Here is an 18,981-nt window from a genome sequence, read left to right on the forward strand (position 1 = left end):
TGTGCTACTTCCAGGTCTTGGTAAGCATATGTTCTTTTTTACCTCTGCCCGTTTGTTGCTGCGCTTAGTGTTTCTGCTAGTGCTGCTGACCTCCTGCGCCGGTACGCGGCAGCCGGGGCAGTCGCTGCGGGTGGAAGCTGGTTATTGCGACCCGCCCAGCTTTATAGCCGACGACCCAGCCTTTCTGCCCTTGCCAGACATTCAGGTTCTGCTGCGCGACAGCCTGCTGACCAAGCGGTTCTCGCGGCGCAGCTTGCTGCTGGCCAATGCGGCCGGCGTGCTGCCGCAGCTACACGAGCTGGTGCGCCTGGAGCGCACGACTGCCGTAGGCAATGCCCGTAGCGAACGGTACCAAGCCCAGCAGCAGCGCATTCTCACGCGTTTGCTGCTGCTCTCCACCACCATTGCCAGTGTTGCTGCCGAGCTGGACTGCGAGGGGGAGCGGGCCGATCAGGTGGCCAGCTACCTCACCCGGCAAAGCCGGCGGCAGGAGCAGCGCCTGACGGTACTGTCCATTGCCGTTGGGGCAGCCTCGGGCGTGGCAACTACCGTGATAGAAAGCCGCTCGGGGCAATACATATTCGGTATTGGGGGCGGGCTCATAACGGCTGTCCTGGGCGTACTGACACTCACCTCGAACCCAACGGCCGTGGTGACGCACCCGCGCAACCTGCTCACCGATATCTGGCGCGAATCACCGCGCTCTACTATTTACCCGCCGAGTTTGTGGTACGTGCTTACGGAGCCTGCCTTCAGCAACCAAGGACAATCGTCGCTGGCGCACAACGCGCGCAGTCGGTGGGAGCGGTACGGCCAGCTGGAGCGCTCCGATGCGCGCGAAGGCCGCGAGCAGCAAGAACTGCTGTTTGGCAGTGGCGGCCGCTACGATGCCGATGCTCTGCAGCTGCGCGCCGACATGCTCAACGAGCTGCAAGCCTCGGTGCGGCTGATTGATCAGGACCTGCGCGGCTTGCTGCAGCAGCTTACGCCACCGGGGCAGTAGCTAGGCTGTTCCTCCACTCTAATCGGCTTCTAATCTTCGGCTTTTGGGTATGCCGTACCTTTGTGGTATCAATTTCGGGCGTTGATGGTCAGTGAATTGCGGGCTGTCTTCGCTGTTTTTCGTTTCCCATACCCGTGCCGTGCCTATGAAGATTCTAATTGTAGAAGACGAACTAAAGGTTGTTGCGGCCCTGAAACAAGGCTTTGAAGAAGAAGAGCACGAGGTCGATGTGGCCTTCGATGGCAAGGTAGGTCACCTCATGGCGCTCAGCAACCGCTACGATATTATCATCCTCGATATTGGCTTGCCCGTGCTCAACGGCTACGAGTTGTGCCAGCTAATCCGGCGCCGCGACGCTACCGTGCCGCTGCTGATGCTCACGGCGCTCGGCACAACCGACAACAAAGTAGAAGCCCTGACTATGGGGGCCGACGATTACGTGGTCAAGCCTTTTGCTTTCCGGGAATTGCTGGCCCGGGTGCATGCCCTCACGCGCCGCGCCAACCCCAACTACGGACCCACCGTGCTGCAGGCCGCCGACCTGGAGCTGAACTCCCTGACCAAAATGGTGCGCTGCGGCGGTACGCCGGTGAGCCTTACGGCCCGCGAGTTTGCCTTACTGGAATTGCTGCTGCGCCACAAAAACGAAGTGCTTTCGCGGGCTTTCATCGCCGAAAAAGTATGGACCCTTACCTTCGATACGGGCACCAACGTGGTAGACGTGTACATCAACTACCTCCGCAACAAGATCGATAAGCCCTTCGGCCGCCGCCTGATTCATACCGTGGTGGGCATGGGCTACAGCCTGCGCGACGAATTAGCGGCAGCATGACCATCCGAAACCGACTGGCCTTTCAGTTTACGCTGCTGGTGGTCTTGTTGCTGGGGGCGGGGCTGGGGGCCGTGTATTACCTCTCCTGGCAGAATGCCCACCGGCAGTACGAGCAGCAGCTACTGCAACGCGCCAATACGGCGGCAGCGCTGTTCCTGGAGGCCGACGAGCAAAGCTCGGCCAGCACGGCCCGCGTCCGGGAGCGGTTTATGCGCAACCTGCATGGCGAGGTCATAGGCATTTACGACGCCGCCGGCCATATCCGCTTTGGTACCGCGCCCAATGTCTCGTTTACCCCCAAACTGCTGGCGCAGGTGCGCCAGCAGGGCTACGTGCGGCTCCGGCGCGGAGCCGAATACACCTCCGGCATCTATTACCGCGACAACCAGGGCAACTTCTGCATCATGGTTAAGGCTGTTGACCGGGCCGGTCAGACGCGTCTGGCGTACCTGCGCTTGGTTTCAGGCTGCGTGCTGGTCATTGGGGTAGTGCTGAGCTTTATCCTGGGGCGCTGGTTTGCGCGTACGGCGCTGGCGCCCATCAGCGAACTGGTGCAGCAGGCACAGCGCGTGGGTGCCTCTGATCTGGAGCTGCGCCTGCCCGGGCCGCCTCCGCCCGACGAGCTGGGCGAGCTGTCGGCCACCCTCGATCTGATGCTGCAGCGCCTTAAGCACGCCTTTGAGCAGCAGCAAAGCTTTGTTAGCAATGCCTCGCACGAACTGCGCACCCCACTCACGGCCATGATCGGCGAGCTGGAAATCACCCTGGCCCGCCCGCGCACCACCGAAACCTACACTGGTGCGCTACACTCGGCCTTGGCGGAGGCACGCAAGCTCAAGGAAATTATTAACCGCCTGCTGGAGCTGGCGCAGCTCGGCAACGGGGAAGCTCGTTTACCGGCGGGAGGCACCCTGCGCCTCGACGAGGTGCTGTTCGAGGCCTGCGAGGAAGCCACGTTGCTGCAGGAGCCCGACCGGGTGCGCATCGTGCTGGGCGAGCTGCCTGACGACGCGTCCCGCCTCACCGTACCCGGCGACCGACACCTGTTCCGGCTGGCCCTCACCAACCTCATTGACAATGCCTGTAAGTTTTCGGAGGCGCCGGTGGTGTGTTCGTTGGCTTACGAGCCCGGAAGGGTCGTTTTCACCATTGCTGACGCCGGTATTGGTATTGCGCCCGAGGATTTGCAGCACGTACGCCAAACGTTTTTCCGCGCCGCCAACGCCCGCGAGTTCGGCGGTTACGGGGTGGGGCTGGCCCTGGCCGCTCGCATCTTCGCCTTGCACAGCGCCACGTTCGACATCGAATCGGAACTGCACAAGGGTACCACCATGCGCGTGACAATGGCCGTGTAGCGCGGACTTGGCTACGCCGACCTTCGGTTTAGTCCGCGTCCGCGTGAACGAAATCCGTTGGCGCGGCTAAAATTAAGACTGGTTCCCCTCCTTAGATAAGGAGGGGCTAGGGGTGGTTGATCAATTATTGGGCGGTCCTGCTGAGCTCTGCCTAAGCATCTCTACCGAACAATGGCGGCTGAACGAAGCAGTAGAGATGCTTCGACTGCGCTCAGCACGACTGACGGTTGTAATACCGTAACCAACACCTCACTCTTCTAATCTCCTTCTAACAACCTTCTAATAACCCTGTAATTTCTGTCCCTCATAGGGCCAGTAGTTTTGCATTGTTCTTTGGTAATCCCAGCTGAATTATGCGAATACGCCTGCTTTTTAGCTTTTTGTCCTTAGCAATATGTAGCACTTTTGCGAGTCATGCGCAGTCTGTGGCCTTGCCCGGCGCAGTAGCAGCGCCAGCTCCCACCGATAGTCTTACGCTTACTTTACCCGAGGCTGAGGCCGCTTTTCTGACTACCAATTTCGCCCTGCTGGCCGAGCGGTTTAACATCCCGGCGGCTCAGGCCGAAGTGATTCAGGCCCGCCTGTTCGACAACCCGGAAATCTCGCTGGAGCGCAACGCCTTCAACCCTTACAATCGGCGCTTCTTCGAGGGCAACGAAGACCGGTTTCAGTTGGTAGGCGGTATCGAGCAGCTGATTCAGCTAGGCGGCAAGCGCCGCAAAGCCGTTGACTATGCCCGCACCGGCGTGGCCATTGCCGAACTACAATTCACCGACCTGGTGCGCACGCTACGCTACGAGCTGCGCGAAAACTTCGTGACGCTGTACTACCGTCAGCAGACGCAGGACATGTACGCCCGCCAAATCGAGGCCCTGCGGCGCACGCTCACCATCACGCAGGCCCAGTACCAACGCGGCAATGTGCCCCTGAAAGAAGTGGTGCGCCTGAAAAGCCAGCTGTTTGAGCTGGAAAGCGAGCTGAAGGATTTGCGCAACGATATTGCCGAAGACCAGGCCGAGCTGAACCTACTGCTCGGCAGTCGCCAGCCGCGCTACCTGCGCCCGGTGCTGCCCGCCACCACCCCCGACAACCTACGCCTAAGCGCGTTGCCGCTGGCCCAAGCCTTGGAAACGGCCCGCGCCAACCGCCCCGACCTCCAGGCCGCCGCCGCCTCCGTGCGCCAGCAGGAGCAGCACGTACGCCTGCAGAAAAGCCTGGCCGTGCCCGACCTGAACGTGGGCACCTTCTACGACCACAACGGCGCCGTCGGCAAGCATTACACCGGCCTCACGGTAGGTATGCCACTGCCGCTCTTCAACCGCAATCAGGGCAACATCAAGCTGGCTGAGGCCCAACGCCAAGGCAGCGAGCAGCTTCTCAATCAACAGGAAGCTACCGTGGTGAACGAGGTAATCGAAGCCTACCGCAAGGCGCAGGAGGCCGAGCGCCTTTCCGATGCCTTTCCGCCCGATTATTTCACCGACGCCGACCAACTTCTCGACGGCGTGCTGCGCAGCTACCAGCGCAAGGCCATCAGTCTGCTGGAGTTCCTCGATTTTCTGGATTCCTATAAATCGGGCGTCGTGCAGCTTAATCAAAGCCGCGCCGAGCGCCTCAATGCCTTCGATAAGCTCAACGAGCAGCTTGGGCAGCAAGTGTTCCGCTACTAACAGCTCCGGCAAGACGCGGCACGCGCCGTGGCTCCCGCTACAGGCTGTCCAGCCTATCTCATTACCTGCGGATTACCCATCCGCGGGGCCCTCATCTGCGAACCAACTACCCATGCAACGTCTTCCAATCTTTTCTATGCGCTACCTTATTCCGGGCCTGCTGCTAATCACGGTTGGCCTGACGGCCTGTTCGGATCAGGATGCTGAAGAAGTGGCCGCACCCGCCAAAGCCTCCGCTGCCGTGCTATCCGATTCGTTGCTGGCGCGCATTGCGCTGGACACGGTACGCCAGCGGCCGGTAATCAACGAGCTAAAGCTTACGGCCAAAATTGCTTACGACGAAGCGCGGGTAAACAAGGTGTTTCCGCTGGTGAGCGGCATCGTGACGAAAGTGAACGTGACCCTGGGCCAATACGTGCAGGCCGGGCAGGTGCTGGCCGAAATCGAAAGCACCGACATTGCCACCTTCCGCTCCGAGTCGACCACGGCCACGGTGGAGCTGGCCAAGGCCCGGCAAGAGCTGGCTTCCACCAAGGAACTGTACGAAGACGGTCTGGCCTCGGCCCGCGAGTACCAGTTGGCCCAGCAGGAAGTGCGCCGCGCGCAAGCCGAGGTGCAGAAAAACCGTCAGATCGGGGCCATTTACGGTACGCAGTCAAGCCAGAGCGCAGCCCGCTACGTGGTGAAGGCACCGGCCGCGGGCTTCGTGGTTGAAAAAACCGTGAACCCGCGCACCCAGCTACGTTCCGATAACGACCAGCCCATGTTCGTCATTTCGGACCTGAACACGGTGTGGGCGCTGGCCAGCGTGTACGAAGACGACATTGCCCGCGTGCAGCCCGGCACTCCGGCCGTAGTTAAAACGCTGGCTTTTCCCGACGAGCCCGCCACCGGCAAAATCGACCCGGCTTACAGCTCCCTCGACCCCGAAAGCCGCGTGCTGACGGTGCGCGTGCCGCTGCAAAACCCCGGCAATAAGCTCAAGCCGGAGATGTTTGCCACCGTTACGGTGTCGGCGCCCACGGGCACGAGCAAGCTCAGCGTGCCTTCCACGGCGCTGGTGTTTGAGCGCAGCCGCAGCTACGTGCTCGTGTACCGCGACCGGGAGCACATCGAAACCCGTGCCGTGGAAACGGCGGGTACCGCTGCCGGCCATACCTACCTCAACGGCGGCGTAGAGCCCGGCGAGCAAGTCGTGTCGCGCAATGCGCTGCTGCTATACCATACCCTAAACCAATAAGCCAGGACTCCACCCCTGGCCCGGCAATGGGGGAGTAGCGAAAAGCAAACACAAGGTGAAACGTTTGCAGCTCGCTGCTTCTCTCATTGCCGGATGGTGGGGGCAAACCCAACTCCAATGCATAAGTTCATTCACGGCATCCTGGGCTTCTCGCTCCGGAACCGCTACTTTATTTTCTTCTGCACGGCCCTGCTGGTGGCGGCAGGCATCTATAGCTACCGCCGCACGCCCATCGACGCCTTCCCGGACGTAACCAACACGCAGGTCACCATCATCACGCAGTGGCCGGGGCGCTCAGCCGAGGAAATCGAAAAGTTCATCACGCTGCCCATCGAGGTAGCCCTGAACCCGGCGCAGAAGAAAACCAGCATCCGCTCCACCACGCTCTTTGGGCTGTCGGTGGTGAAGGTGGTGTTCGACGACGACGTGGACGATGCCTTCGCCCGCGTGCAGATCAACAACCTGCTGCCTGCGGCCGAACTGCCGGAGGGCATCGAGCCGGAGGTGGAGCCGCCTTACGGCCCTACCGGCGAGATTTTTCGCTACACGCTGGAAAGCGACAAGTACGACGTGCGCGAGCTGAAAACCATCCAGGATTGGGTGATTGACCGGCGCATCAAGGCCGTGCCCGGCGTGGCCGACGTGAACAGCTTCGGCGGCGAGGTAAAAAGCTACGAAATCAGCATCAACCCGCGTCGCTTGGCCGAGTACGACATCACGCCGCTCGATGTGTACGAGTCGGTGGCCCGCTCCAACATCAACGTGGGCGGCGACATCATCGAGAAAAACGACGAGGCCTACGTGGTGCGCGGCATCGGCTTGCTGAGCACGATGGAAGACATTCGCACCATCATCATCAAAAACGTAAAGGGCACGCCCATTCTGGTGCGCAACGTGGCCGAGGTGCGCGAGTCGGCGCTGCCCCGCCTGGGCCAAGTCGGCCTCGATCTGAACCCCGACGTGGTGGAGGGCATCGTGGTGATGCGCAAGGGCGAAAACCCCTCGGAGGTCATCACGCGCCTGAACGCCAAGGTGGCCGAGCTGAACGATAAAATCCTGCCAGCCGGCGTCAAGATCCGCACCTTCTACAACCGCGAAACACTTATCGGCTACGCCGTGGGCACGGTGCAGCACAACCTGATCGAGGGCATTGTGCTCGTGACGCTGGTGGTGCTGCTGTTCATGGCCGACTGGCGCACCACGGTGGTCGTGTCGGTGGTGATTCCGCTGTCGTTGCTGTTTGCCTTCGTGTGCCTGCGGCTGCGGGGCATGTCGGCCAACCTGCTGAGCATGGGCGCCATCGACTTCGGTATCATCGTGGACGGGGCCGTGGTAATGGTGGAAGGCATATTCGTGGCCCTCGACCACTTGGCGCACAAGGTGGGCATGGACAAGTTCAACCGCCTGGCCAAGCTGCGCCTCATCCGCAAAACCGGCACGGAGATGGGGAAAACCATCTTCACGGCCAAGCTTATCATCATCACGGCCCTGTTGCCCATCTTCTCGTTTGAAAAAGTGGAGGGCAAGATGTTTTCGCCGCTGGCCTGGACGTTGGGTTTTGCCTTGCTCGGGGCTCTCATCACCACGCTCACCCTAGTGCCAGTGCTGGCCAGCATGCTGCTGAACAAAAATGTGCGCGAGAAGAACAACCCGTTCATCAACTTCGTGACGCGCAACAGCCTGCGCATCTTCCGGCGCGTGTACCGCCACAAGGCCGTAAGCCTGACCTTTGCGGGCATCTGGTTGGTGGTAGGCATCGGGGCATTTCGGCTGTTGGGCAGTGAGTTTTTGCCCCAGCTCGACGAAGGCTCGCTTTACGTACGCGCCTCGCTGCCGATGAGCATTTCGCTCGAAAAATCGGTGGAGCTCACGCAGGAAATGCGCCAGACGCTGGGCTCGTTCCGACAGGTGGAGCAGGTGCTCAGCCAGACTGGCCGCCCCAACGACGGCACCGACCCCACGGGCTTTTACAACGTGGAGTTTCACGTGGATACCAAGCACATTCCGGAAATGAAAAAGCCGGCTTATCGTGAGGCTCTTATCGACAGCATGCAGCACAAGCTGCACGCTATTTTACCGACGGTGGTGTTCAACTTCTCGCAGCCCATTCAGGACAACGTGGAGGAAGCCGTATCGGGCGTGAAGGGCTCCATTGCGGTGAAGATTTACGGTGACGACCTGGCCTTTATCGATCAGAAAGCCGACAGCGTGTACGCCATCCTGAAAACCGTGCGCGGTATTGAGGACCTGGGCGTGGTGCGCAATCTGGGCCAACCCGAGCTGCACGTGGAGCTGGACGAGCAGCGTATGGCCCGCTACGGCGTGAGTAAAGCCGACGCCAACGCGGTGCTGGAAATGGCCGTGGGCGGCAAGGAGGCCTCGCAGCTGTACGAGGGCGAGCGGCGCTTCAGCATCCGAATCCGCTACCTGCCAGAGTTCCGCAAAACCGAGGAGGAAATCGGCCGCCTGATGGTGCCCACGCTGAACGGCTCGCAGATTCCGCTGCGCGAGATTTCCACCATCAACCTGCTCACCGGCCCCTCGCTCATCTTCCGCGACGACACGGAGCGGTTTATTGCCGTGAAGTTCTCGGTGCGCGGCCGCGACATGGGCTCCACCATTGCGGAGGCGCAGGAGAAAGTAAATGCCCGGGTGCCGCTGCCCAAAGGCTTCTCCTACGCCTGGGCCGGCGACTTTGAAAACCAGCAGCGCGCGACAGAGCGCCTGGCCATGGTGGTGCCCATTTCGCTGCTGCTAATCTTCTTCATTCTGTTCGTGCTTTTCGGCAATATGAAAGACGCCGGGCTGGTGCTGCTGAACGTGCCCTTCGCCATTACCGGCGGCATTGCGGCGCTGCTCATCACCGGTACCAACTTCAGTATTTCGGCCGGCATTGGCTTCATCGCCTTGTTTGGTATCTGTATTCAGGATGGCGTGATTCTCATCACTGTGTTCAAGCAGAATCTGCAGAAGAAGATGCCGCTGGACGAAGCCATCTACGACGGCGTCACGTCGCGCATTCGGCCCGTGCTGATGACGGCCATGATGGCGGCCATCGGTTTGTTTCCGGCGGCCATCAGCACTGGCATCGGCTCCCAAACGCAGAAGCCGCTAGCCGTTGTGGTGATTGGCGGGCTTATCACGTCCACCATCCTCACGCTGTTCATCTTCCCGCTCATTTTCGAGCGTACGCACCAAGGCTACCGCCGTCAGCAGCAGGCTCTGGCCCTAGACGCGCAGTAAGCGGTTGCGGATAAGCGCAAGCAAGGCTTTGCGCATGTGTTCCATTTTTCGAAACCTCAGCTGCTCCGAACGCAGCAGAATTCGATGTAACCCATCTACCTATGTTGCTCATCGCCTTCACTTTCATGCCGCCCTCCCTGCAAATGCACGTGGCGGACACGCTCCGCGCCGAGATAAACGCGCACATCAGCACCGCTAAAATTGCTAGCGACTGGGTTGAATTGCTCACCGTCGTCAACCCCGTATTGCGCTGGAGCCCTACCTGCAACAGCTTTGAACTGCCCTACGACGGCTGGCAGCGGCTGCTGCAGTACGCCGCTCCGGGCCTGCGTACCACCAAGTCAGCTACCTCGGGCCTGAGCCTGTGAATTGGGGAAGGTCGTTAGGAGGGAGGCTCACCGGAATTGAAAAGCCCGATTGCCTGAGAAGAAGGGCTCTGGCCAAATCCTGACGCGGTGATTTATGAAGAGCGCCTACCATTACCGGCCCGAGCCGTCGCGGTCGAAGGCGTGCGAGGCCACGCCGCGGCTGGTTTTGTCTTTGAGCTCCGGCGCTGGCTCGAATTCATTGTTGCGCTTGGTATCGTAAAAGCGGGTCATTTTGCGCAGACCAGCCACCCGCGAGCTATCCGATACCTTGTCTTCGCCGGGGCCACCATAGATGTCGATGCGCGGCGACCGGCGCACGCGCCCTCGCAGCTCAAATACATCCTTGCCTCCCAGCCCATGCAGCAGCACCTGCTTGGTGTCTTTCGGGTGGAACCCGCGTCGGTAGAGCAGTGGCTCCGACTTGTCCTTATCGTCGGTCAGGCTGAATACCGATACCACGGTGAGCGTATCGTTTAGGCGTTCCACCACAAAGCGTTCGGCTTTGTCGGTGCCGGGTACCACCACTTGGCGGGCCTTCAGGCGGTAAAATTCGGCCGCCGCCGTCGGCAACGCATCGCGCCGGGCCTGCAAGGCGCGTTCCAGCTTTTGGCCTTCCAGGGCGTACACCGGCGGGGGCAGGCGGCGGGCACCACGGCTGATAGCTTCGTCGGTCAGGGCCTGCTGCAACTCGCGGGCAGTGCTCAGGTATTGGGTCCGGGAAAGTTCATTCAGGGCGCGGGAATCGATGAATTGGGCATTGCGCGTGTAGCCCTCAATGCTTTCATAGCTGGGCTTGAAAGTGCGAAACTTCGCTACGGCCCAAGGCCGGCTCACCAGCCAAGAAATGAAGCCATCGGAAAAGCGGAAAAACACTTGGTCGCGGTCGATGGGAATGGGGCGGTACGTGGTGCGTCCGTCGGGCTGCTGATACGCTACCCAATCCCACTGGCCTTCGTGCCGGTCCCAGTCGCCCAGCCACAAATCAAGCAGGCGCGCGCGCAGAAAGGCCGCTTGGTCGAGGCGGTGCTTGGGGTCTTCGTACACATCCTCCAGCACGTCGTCCGTTTCTTCGAGGTTCACGGCATTGGGCCCGAACATGGGTCCCAGGTTTTCCTTGCTTTCCAACTTTTCCTCTAATAGCACCACCTTGCCCTGAAAGCGCTCCGATACCGCTCCCAGGCCCTGCTCATTGGCCCGCACATAGTACAAGGCCGGATTGGTGTGCAGCACGCCAGCGGCCTGGGCCAGCGGCGGTACCACAAAGGCGCCGTATGGGTTGCCGGCCGAGGTAGCGTCGCGCACTAGACTCAGCGCGAAGGTGTGGCGCAGCACTTTGGGCAGGGTTTTATAGGGGTCTTTATCGATGCTGCGCAGGGCGTAAGTGCGGCCGGCCGTTCCGTTCAGCGTTATGCTGGTCGTTTGGAAGCCGCCGCCGATTTTTCCCGCACTCAGGCCGCCTTTGGTAGTGCCGAGGTCCAGCACCGGCAGCGTCACGGGCTCGGCCCATACAGCGCGGTAGTGCTTGCCCAACAGCAGGCGGTGCAATGGGCCGCGCTGGTAGTGGCGGCCCGCCGTCACGTGGGCACTATCTGGGCCCGCAACGGTCCGCACCTGATGGCCGGGCACCAGGGCATCGGGCTGAAAGAAACCTTTGCGGGTACAACCGGAGGTGCAGAGGCAAAGCAGTACGAAGCCGAGTTGGCGGCGCGTCATAGGTCGGAGCAGAAGTCGGAGCACAAATTATCCTCCTTCAACGCAAGCGCTACGCAAACGGACGAGTTAGGCCAAAACACAACCGCACGTGCACTGCAGCGGTATAAGCAATTGGCCTATTAGCCCGGTTTGCCGCTTCCGGTCCTCCGCCACCCCGTGCTTTGTTGTCATTGCTGCCCACCTACCGACTTCTGTTGCTGGCTCTGAGTCTGCCCGCAACCGCGCCGCGCGCTGCCGCGCAGGCTGCCCGTCCCGGCATCGGGGCCGATTCGCTCGTGCAAGTAGCTGCGGGGCCGCATTACCAGCGCGGGTGGCTGCATCAGCTGTTCTGGGGTTTTCATTACCGCGATGAATGGGCTGTGCCTGTTTCGGCGCCGGTGTTCAATATTCGTCGCGCCGTACCTGGGGGCCTTTCGCCGGTAAAGGAAGGCGGCAGCTTCCAGACCCAAAACTTACGCCTCGTGGCGGCTAACGGGCGCCAATACGTGCTGCGCTCCGTGGATAAAGACCCCACGGCCGCGCTGCCTGAAAACCTGCGCGACGGCCTGATCGGTCGGTTGATGAAAGACCAGACCAGCGTTATTCACCCGTACGGGGCGTACATCGTGCCGCGACTGGCGCGGGCCGCTGGCGTGTACCATACCAATCCGCGCCTGGTGTACGTGGCTGATGACCCGGACCTGGGGGAGTTTCGGCAGGCCTTCGCGAAGGCACTGTACCTGTTCGAAGAGCGCCCCGAAGGCGACCTGAGCGGCATGCCCAGCTTTGGGGGTTCAAAGCAAGTAGTCAGTTCCAGGGTTGTGTTTGGCCGCTTGCTGGCTTCGCCCGAGCACCAGGTAGATGCGCGCCATTACTTGCGTAGCCGCTTATTTGATATGTGGCTCGGCGACTGGAGCCGCCGCGAAGACCAGTGGCGCTGGGCGTCCTTCCCGAGCGCCGATAGCAGCCGTACGCTGTACCGCGCCATTCCTCGCGACCGGGACCACGCATTCTTTAAGTTTGACGACGGCGTGTTTACGCGCCTGATCAGCTTCATCAAGACCAACTACCAGAGCTTCGGCAAGACCATTCACCTGCACAACGTGGAAGGCCTGAACCGGGCTGCCCGCCCCATGGATAAGTCCTTGCTGGTGTACCTCACCGCCGTCGATTTCCGGCAGGTAGCGGATTCCTTGCAGCGGGCCCTCACCAACGAGGTGATTGACGAAGCACTGCGGGTGTGGCCGCCCGAGATATATGCGCTTTCGGGCGCCGAATTTCAACAAAAGCTGCGCAGCCGCCGCGAGTTGCTGCCTCGCGTCGCCGATGAGTTTTACCGTCAGCTGGCCCGCAACGTGGACATTCCCGGCACCGACCTGCCCGAGCGCTTTGTAGTGGAAGCTGCCGGCCCGTGGAAAGTGTGGGTGCGTGTATATTCACTCGATAATGGCCAATCGGGCAAGCTGCTGGGGGAGCGGCTGTTTGATGCCCGCCAAACCGGCACGATAAACCTTTACGGCCTCGGCGGCAACGACGACTTCCGCATCATCGGGCAGCCCGACCACCGGTTCCGCATCGGAATATATGATGGGCAGGGCCAAGACGTGGTGCAGCAGCTAAAGCCAAATCTGCGAGGGCGGGCTCCACGCGTAACCATCTTTAACCCCGGCGACGGCAACGTTTTTCGAGTCGAGAAAAAGCACATCAAGGTAGAAGCGCACCAGCCCAAAGCCAACGAGTACAACGCCGCTGGTTGGCTGCTCCGTCACCGGCTTTATTAGGGTCTGTGAATCACAAACCCAAAGGCTGACCTGCTGAGCTTGTCGGACCGCATGACCGTTTCAGAAACCGAAACAGCATTTCCTAAACGCTTGCCCCACTGCCCGAATTTTCTATTCGTGAGGCAGCAAAGCGGTAAGTGCATCGGCTCTCATCGCAGCACTACTGAAACACCTTCACTTTGTCCTTGTGCTTGGTGCGCATGTATTGCCGGATGATCTGCTGCACGTCTTTATTATCGTTCTGAACTTTGATAACGTCCTTGAACGCCTCTAGCCGACGCGCCGTGAACGTATCATCAATGTAGCCGAAGCCCAAATAGCGGCCGTGCTCCACTACCACTACCGACCGTTCATCGGCCCGGCGGCCCGGCCCGATAATGACGAAGGATTGGTGCTCGTAGGTGATGCTCTCCACGGCCTCGTCTACGCGTCGGTTGTACTCTTCCGCTGGCTCCAGGCCTACGCAGGCCCCTTTGCAGCGGTGCACCTGAAAATCAAAGCACGAGCCGGCGGTCTTGTACAGGTCGCAGAGCTTCTGGCACAGGTTGAATTTGGCCACCTTGTGGTACAAGAAGCCTTTGGCCTTGAATTGATTGCCGAGCGCAATAATGGGTATTTCCGAATTACGTTCATCGGCCCGGCCGTAATACAGCCGCTTGTAGCCGTTTTCATCCACGCGCAGATAAATGCCCGCCGGAAACACCGTCCGCCGCTGCTGCCGGTTGTAGTGTGGCTTCAGGCGCTTGATTTCGGAAGACTCGTGAAGTAGCGCTACCAACTCGGAGCCGGTTAGCTCCCAGGTAATATCAGCAATGGAGTTTTTAAACTCCAATGACTTGCGCGACTTGTAATCCACCGCGAAGTGCTGCTGAATGCGCTTGTAGATGTTGATGCTCTTGCCAACGTAAATGACCTCCCCGTGCTCATCGTGGAAGTAGTAGACGCCCGCTTCCTGGGGAAGAGCAGATACTTTTTCGGGGGATATCAACGGGGGCAGCAAGGCAGTTTTGATAGCTTGCTGCACGGCCGCAATCTTGCGCGCGGATGGTTGTTTGGCCGGCTGGCGGTTGCCCGAAGGCGCTGCTGCATCCACGGCCGCCAGCTTATCGGCCGGCGCTGCCGCTTCGTAGCCGGGGGCTTCGGCCTCTTTACTGATTTTGAGCAGCCGGTCAAACAGAATGGCCGTGGCCTCGGCGTCGCCGGCGGCGCGGTGGCGATTCTGCAGCGGAATACCGATGTTCTGGCAGAGTTTGCCCAAGCTGTAGCTCGGCTGCCCAGGAATAAGCGAGCGGCTAAGGCGCACGGTACACAGCGTCTTGCGCGAGTAAGTATAGCCTAAGTCCGCAAACTCCTTCTTTAGAAAGCTGTAATCAAACCGTACGTTATGCGCTACGAATACGCAACCCTCGGTCATCTGCACTACCTTCTTGGCTACCTCGTGAAAATGGGGCGCACTGCGCACCATCTCGTCGGTAATGCCTGTGAGCTGCTGAATGTAGAAGGGGATAGGCCGGCCCGGATTAAGCAGCGTAGCATAAGAATCCACCACCTTGTCGCCATCGTGAATAAAGATGGCTATTTCGGTGATGCGGTCTTGGGTAGGCTGGCCCCCGGTCGTCTCAAGGTCGATGATGGCGTACAAATCAGCTGCAGCTAAAGTATGGTAGCCGTTGGTAACAAAAGTAGCAGGCGAAAAGTCACCAGCGTCGACAGAAGATCAGCCCTTGCCTGCTTGTAGCGCTTAATGCTACTCAGTGGTAGTAATGAAGGTTGCCTCGCAGTACCCCCAAACGAAAGAACGGCCCACCTTTCGGCAGACCGTCCCTTCTCTCAACAGCCAGGTTAACCCTAGCGGTTGGATGCTTTCCACTGCGTAATCTGGTTTTTAGCAGCCAGAATTTCGCCGTGATGCTTTTGAATGATCGAAGAAGCCTGAGCCGGGAGGCTCTGCGACTGCAGCGCCGTTTCGTAGGCTTTGAGGGCCACTTGGTCACCGGTTTCGCACTCGCCCAGGATGGCAGAGTCGTCTTGGCCGGTGATGGCCGATTTCAGGTTGATCCAGCCACGGTGTACCGCAGCTGCAGCGTCCGTTACTGCGCCTTCGATGGTGCTGTTATTGCTGGGAGCTTCCACGCCTAACTGGCGAGCTTGCTGCTCCAGTTCCGAAGCGAACTGGGCGCGTTGCTGGCTCAAGCGGCTCAACTCCGATTTCAATTGCGGATTGGTAACGCCTTCAGCAGCCTCTTGGTAGCCTTTAGCGCCGGTTTTATTGATTTCAACCAGGTCATTGAAGGCCCGGGCGGCATCGTTGTTCATAGCGGCCATGGTGTTCTGGTTTAGGTTTTAGAGCAAGAATGTCACTGCTGAGTCAGCAGCGCTTTCAGGGGGCTTATACTTTGCGCCTAACGCAAGGGTTACAGGCCTGAGCAAACAAAATTTGGCTTTGAGCAAAGGGGCAAGGTGCGTTAGCGGGCCGTGAGCTTTTGCCAGAATCCTTTAAAGCCTTTAGCCTTACCTGGTTCGCCTTTGATGGCGCCGGCCTCCTGCGTGTCATCTCCGCTGGCCACATCGCCCAATAAAAATCCGAATGGCTCCAGTGGCTTATATGCATCCATAATCACCTTCAGCACCGCAATCAATGGAATGGAGAGGATCATGCCGGGCGTGCCCCACAGTTCGCCACCCAGGATCAGAGCGATAATGGCTGCCATGGGGTTGATGCTGACTTTAGAGCCCGTAATCATCGGGGTGATGAAGTTGCCCTCCAAGAATTGAACTGCCAGAAACACGCCCACCACCAGCATGGCCCGCACGGGCGAGCCAGTGTCCACTAGCGTAATCAAAGCAGGCAACGTAGCCCCGATAATGATGCCGATGTAGGGAATAACCGCTAGCACCGACGCAAATACCGCGAAGAAGAGAGCGTACTTCACACCGAGTACCAGCAGCCCGATGGCGTTCAGCACCGCTACAATCACGATAACCGTTAGCAGCCCCGTGATGTAGGCCTGGACTACCGTTTGCACACTATCCATGGTATTTAGTGCCTCTTTGCGGTGGTCCGGCGACACAAATCGGAACAGGAACTGGCGCAGATGGTCGCGGTAGTACAGAAAGCAGAAAATATAAATCGGTACCAAAGCCAACACGCTTAGTACCCCAGTAGTCGTGTTGATGGTAGTGCCCAGGTAGCCACCTGCTTTTTGCCGGACTGATTTCAGCGACTGATCAATGAGCTGGTCTTTGTTGACGGGCTTCATGTTGAACTTCTCGCTCAGGTATTGCTGTACCTGGTCGAAATACTCCACTAGCCGGTCCTGTAGCTTCGGTAGTTCGGCTTGGAACTGCATAATCTGCGAACCGAACAAATAGACAAGGCCCGCCAGAACCAAGAAAATCATCAGCAGGCAGAGCACGATGGCCAGAATACGGGGTGCGCCCCACAGCTCGAAGCGCCGGCATAGTGGCAGCAGCAATAAAGCAATAAGGCCAGCAAACAGCACTGGGAGCAGCACGTCGTCCAGCACCTTTAGGGCATACACTGCCAAGACCAGGCCCAGCAGAATAAGGGTGTACTGAATAGCGGGCGGTAGTTTTATTTCAGGGGGCTTAGAGGGGTTTTGGGGCCCCGGGAAGTTGTGGGAAGGGTGAAGCATTTGCTAAAATTGTTAGAATAGTGAGGGGAGGGGTTTGTTGGTTTTTAATGCGTTTTTTCGCATTTTTGAGTGAACCTAAGCCCAGCGTGCTGAGTTAGGTTGGATGCAGCGTTTGCCAAAAAAAATAGTCTGGCCCTGCGACGTGGTAAGCGTGCTAAACATCGCGTTTCTGCGTTATTTTACAGTAAAAACTGGTTGAAGGATTTTAGGAATGGCTGAAGAACAACTCCCGCTTGCCCCTGCGGCTACCGACCACGGCTACCACGAGGACTCGATTCGCTCGCTCGACTGGCGCGAACACATCCGTCTGCGCCCGGGTATGTACATCGGTAAGCTGGGCGACGGCTCCTCGCCCGATGACGGTATCTACATCCTCGTGAAGGAGGTGATAGACAACTCCATCGACGAGCACATGATGGGCTACGGCCGCACTATAGAGGTCAAGATTACGGACCAGCGCGTGACCGTGCGCGACTACGGGCGCGGCATTCCGCTCGGCAAGGTGGTGGATGTGGTCAGCAAGATTAACACCGGCGGCAAGTACGACTCCAAGGTCTTCCAGAAGTCTGTGGGCTTGAACGGCGTGGGTACCAAAGCCGTCAATGCCCTGAGCACCAATTTTGTGGTGCAAAGCGTGCGCGACGGCATGCTGAAATCGGCAGAATTTCACCAGGGGCAGTTGGTCAACGACTCCAAGCCGGTGAAAACCTCGCAGCGCAACGGCACGATGATGTCGTTTGAGCCGGATCCGGCCATCTTCCGTAACTACCGCTTCATTCCGGACTTTCTGGAAAGCCAGATCTGGAACTACGCCTACCTGAACGCAGGGTTGACCATCAACTTCAACGGGCAGAAGTATCATTCCGAAAACGGACTGCGCGACTTGCTGGAACGCAAAACCGACCCGGAAGCCATTCGGTACCCGGTTATTCACCTGAAGGGGAATGATATTGAAATGGCTCTTACGCACGGCAACGATTACGGCGAAGAGTATTATTCGTTTGTCAACGGGCAGAACACTACCCAGGGTGGTACGCACTTAGCAGCTTTCCGCGAAGGCATCGTCAAGACGCTGCGCGAGTTTTATAAGAAGGAATACGACGCTACCGACATCCGCGCCAGCATCGTGGGGGCCATTGCCATTCGCGTGCAGGAGCCGGTGTTTGAGTCACAGACCAAGACCAAGCTGGGCTCCATCGTAATTGAGCCCGACGGAGCGACCGTGCGCAATTTCGTGGTGGACTTTGTGAAGGAGCACCTCGATAACTTCCTGCACAAAAACCCCGCTACGGCCGAAGGTCTGAAGCGCCGCATCGAGCAAAGCGAGCGGGAGCGGAAGGACATGGCCGGCGTAAAAAAGCTGGCCAACCAGCGTGCCAAGAAAGCCAGCCTGCACAACCGCAAACTGCGCGACTGCCGCTTCCACTTCAGCGAAGGCAAGGACGTAGACAAGGAAGCCCTGACGACCCTGTTTATCACCGAGGGCGACTCTGCATCGGGCTCGATTACCAAGAGCCGCAACGTGGAATTGGAGGCCGTATTCTCGCTGCGGGGCAAGCCACTGAACTGCTTTGGCTTGAAGAAGAAAATTGTTTACGAAAACGAGGAGCTCAACCTGCTGCAGCACGCGTTGAACATTGAGGAAGGCTTGGAAGGGCTGCGCTATAACCGCGTAGTTATTGCCACCGACGCCGACGTCGACGGTATGCACATTCGCCTGCTGCTGCTCACTTTCTTCCTGCAGTTTTTCCCCGACTTGGTTCGCAACGGCCACGTCTACATCCTGGAGACGCCGCTGTTCCGCGTGCGAAACAAAAAGCAAACAATCTACTGCTACGACGAGCGCGAAAAGCAAGCCGCCATCCGCAAGTTGGGCCGTAATCCGGAAATCACCCGCTTCAAAGGCCTCGGGGAAATTTCGCCCGATGAGTTCGGTAAATTCATCGGTGACAACATCCGCCTCGAGCCGGTGATTCTGCAGTCAGACCGCTCCATCCAGAAGCTGCTGACGTACTACATGGGCAAAAACACGCCCGACCGGCAGAACTTCATCATCGACAACCTGCGCATCGAGAAGGACCTGGTAACGTCTGATACTTTACCGGCCGAAACGGTGCTGGAGCCGGAATTGGCGTAACTCA

The 18,981-nt window shown here is 59.1% G+C and carries 13 protein-coding genes; 9 read left to right on the forward strand and 4 right to left on the reverse strand.

Features of this window, described 5'->3' with window-relative positions:
* The first annotated feature begins 52 nt into the window (after nt 1-52).
* The 7 genes from AC5FXY_RS21260 to AC5FXY_RS21290 all read left to right on the forward strand — a co-directional run bounded on the left by AC5FXY_RS21260 (nt 53) and on the right by AC5FXY_RS21290 (nt 9,711).
* Nucleotides 53-1,003, forward strand: a complete 951-nt coding sequence (locus AC5FXY_RS21260; RefSeq protein ID WP_493558738.1) for a hypothetical protein — start codon at nt 53-55, stop codon at nt 1,001-1,003.
* A gap of 145 nt (nt 1,004-1,148) precedes the next feature.
* Entirely contained in the window at nt 1,149-1,835 is a 687-nt protein-coding gene (locus AC5FXY_RS21265) for a response regulator transcription factor (protein WP_493558739.1), read from the forward strand.
* The gene (locus tag AC5FXY_RS21270) at nt 1,832-3,190 is read left to right on the forward strand and encodes a HAMP domain-containing sensor histidine kinase (RefSeq protein WP_493558740.1); all 1,359 of its coding nucleotides are present in this window, start codon (nt 1,832-1,834) and stop codon (nt 3,188-3,190) included. The genes AC5FXY_RS21265 and AC5FXY_RS21270 overlap by 4 nt, the downstream gene beginning before the upstream one ends.
* Before the next feature lie 425 nt (nt 3,191-3,615).
* Nucleotides 3,616-4,860 carry a TolC family protein gene (locus tag AC5FXY_RS21275; RefSeq protein ID WP_493558741.1) on the forward strand — a complete coding sequence of 415 codons (1,245 nt, stop codon included), beginning with the start codon at nt 3,616-3,618 and terminating at the stop codon, nt 4,858-4,860.
* A 136-nt stretch (nt 4,861-4,996) separates the two neighbouring features.
* Nucleotides 4,997-6,100, forward strand: a complete 1,104-nt coding sequence (locus AC5FXY_RS21280; protein ID WP_493558742.1) for an efflux RND transporter periplasmic adaptor subunit — start codon at nt 4,997-4,999, stop codon at nt 6,098-6,100.
* A gap of 117 nt (nt 6,101-6,217) precedes the next feature.
* The gene (locus tag AC5FXY_RS21285) at nt 6,218-9,343 is read left to right on the forward strand and encodes an efflux RND transporter permease subunit (protein WP_493558743.1); all 3,126 of its coding nucleotides are present in this window, start codon (nt 6,218-6,220) and stop codon (nt 9,341-9,343) included.
* A gap of 125 nt (nt 9,344-9,468) precedes the next feature.
* Entirely contained in the window at nt 9,469-9,711 is a 243-nt protein-coding gene (locus tag AC5FXY_RS21290; RefSeq protein ID WP_493558744.1) for a hypothetical protein, read from the forward strand.
* A 111-nt stretch (nt 9,712-9,822) separates the two neighbouring features.
* On the opposite strand, the gene AC5FXY_RS21295 is transcribed toward AC5FXY_RS21290, so the two are convergent.
* Complete coding sequence (locus tag AC5FXY_RS21295) at nt 9,823-11,424, reverse strand: hypothetical protein (protein WP_493558745.1); 1,602 nt, start codon at nt 11,422-11,424, stop codon at nt 9,823-9,825.
* A gap of 161 nt (nt 11,425-11,585) precedes the next feature.
* Between AC5FXY_RS21295 and AC5FXY_RS21300 the strand changes: the two genes are divergently transcribed.
* Nucleotides 11,586-13,184 carry a hypothetical protein gene (locus AC5FXY_RS21300; RefSeq protein ID WP_493558746.1) on the forward strand — a complete coding sequence of 533 codons (1,599 nt, stop codon included), beginning with the start codon at nt 11,586-11,588 and terminating at the stop codon, nt 13,182-13,184.
* Between the two features lie 160 nt (nt 13,185-13,344).
* On the opposite strand, the gene AC5FXY_RS21305 is transcribed toward AC5FXY_RS21300, so the two are convergent.
* From AC5FXY_RS21305 to AC5FXY_RS21315, 3 genes are all read right to left on the reverse strand, one after another.
* On the reverse strand, nt 13,345-14,826 hold the full coding sequence (locus tag AC5FXY_RS21305) for an exonuclease domain-containing protein (RefSeq protein WP_493558747.1): 1,482 nt from the start codon (nt 14,824-14,826) through the stop codon (nt 13,345-13,347).
* A 206-nt stretch (nt 14,827-15,032) separates the two neighbouring features.
* Nucleotides 15,033-15,509 carry a ferritin-like domain-containing protein gene (locus tag AC5FXY_RS21310; protein WP_493558748.1) on the reverse strand — a complete coding sequence of 159 codons (477 nt, stop codon included), beginning with the start codon at nt 15,507-15,509 and terminating at the stop codon, nt 15,033-15,035.
* A 140-nt stretch (nt 15,510-15,649) separates the two neighbouring features.
* Nucleotides 15,650-16,840, reverse strand: coding sequence for an AI-2E family transporter (locus AC5FXY_RS21315; RefSeq protein WP_493558749.1), 1,191 nt, complete (start codon nt 16,838-16,840; stop codon nt 15,650-15,652).
* 211 nt (nt 16,841-17,051) lie between these two features.
* Here AC5FXY_RS21315 and AC5FXY_RS21320 point away from each other — a divergent pair, with 211 nt between their 5' ends.
* Nucleotides 17,052-18,977 (forward strand): DNA topoisomerase IV subunit B, encoded by a 1,926-nt coding sequence (locus AC5FXY_RS21320; protein ID WP_493558750.1) that lies wholly within the window; start codon nt 17,052-17,054, stop codon nt 18,975-18,977.
* The last annotated feature ends 4 nt before the right edge of the window (nt 18,978-18,981 follow it).

The sequence above is a fragment of the Hymenobacter sp. FMD4 genome, from assembly GCF_058932745.1.

Bases quoted from the DNA above. Each gene is read 5' to 3' on its own strand.
- AC5FXY_RS21265 (WP_493558739.1), top strand. From the start codon at position 1,149: ATGAAGATTCTAATTGTAGAAGACGAACTAAAGGTTGTTGCGGCCCTG.
- AC5FXY_RS21270 (WP_493558740.1), top strand. From the start codon at position 1,832: ATGACCATCCGAAACCGACTGGCCTTTCAGTTTACGCTGCTGGTGGTC.
- AC5FXY_RS21280 (WP_493558742.1), top strand. From the start codon at position 4,997: ATGCGCTACCTTATTCCGGGCCTGCTGCTAATCACGGTTGGCCTGACG.
- AC5FXY_RS21285 (WP_493558743.1), top strand. From the start codon at position 6,218: ATGCATAAGTTCATTCACGGCATCCTGGGCTTCTCGCTCCGGAACCGC.
- AC5FXY_RS21290 (WP_493558744.1), top strand. From the start codon at position 9,469: ATGCCGCCCTCCCTGCAAATGCACGTGGCGGACACGCTCCGCGCCGAG.
- AC5FXY_RS21295 (WP_493558745.1), bottom strand. From the start codon at position 11,424: ATGACGCGCCGCCAACTCGGCTTCGTACTGCTTTGCCTCTGCACCTCC.
- AC5FXY_RS21310 (WP_493558748.1), bottom strand. From the start codon at position 15,509: ATGGCCGCTATGAACAACGATGCCGCCCGGGCCTTCAATGACCTGGTT.
- AC5FXY_RS21315 (WP_493558749.1), bottom strand. From the start codon at position 16,840: ATGCTTCACCCTTCCCACAACTTCCCGGGGCCCCAAAACCCCTCTAAG.
- AC5FXY_RS21320 (WP_493558750.1), top strand. From the start codon at position 17,052: ATGGCTGAAGAACAACTCCCGCTTGCCCCTGCGGCTACCGACCACGGC.